Source organism: Pseudomonas sp. EA_5y_Pfl2_R50 (assembly GCF_963970475.1).
Lineage (GTDB): Bacteria > Pseudomonadota > Gammaproteobacteria > Pseudomonadales > Pseudomonadaceae > Aquipseudomonas.
This window is the reverse complement of sequence record NZ_CAXAPT010000249.1, coordinates 1-255: the sequence shown is the minus strand read 5'-3', so window position 1 is coordinate 255 and position 255 is coordinate 1. Positions and strand designations below refer to the sequence as shown.

Annotated in this window: 1 pseudogene; it reads right to left on the bottom strand. The window is 53.7% G+C overall.

Annotated features, from left to right (window positions below):
- Window positions 1-7: 7 nt before the first annotated feature.
- A pseudogene (locus tag AACY19_RS27675) lies at window positions 8-255 on the bottom strand (phage tail protein I); the annotation flags it as partial.

Below are 255 nucleotides of genomic sequence, written 5' to 3'. Positions count from 1 at the left end.
ATTCGCATCAATCATAATAAATGTCCAGGGTGTCTATGGTGTGTTCTCGACCGACCACGCCAAAGCTGCCGGTGACCTCAATGTCACGCATGACGGGTGGGTAAACGTCGATTTCGTCGCCGTCATAAAGGGATACGGCAATGTCTAAATTGCCTTGGGTTTCCAGACTGATGGCCAGCCCGGTCAGGTGCCGCGTGACGGGCTTGGCATCGTCGATCAGGCGCTCCAGTTCCTGATACATTTCCTCGGTGATAC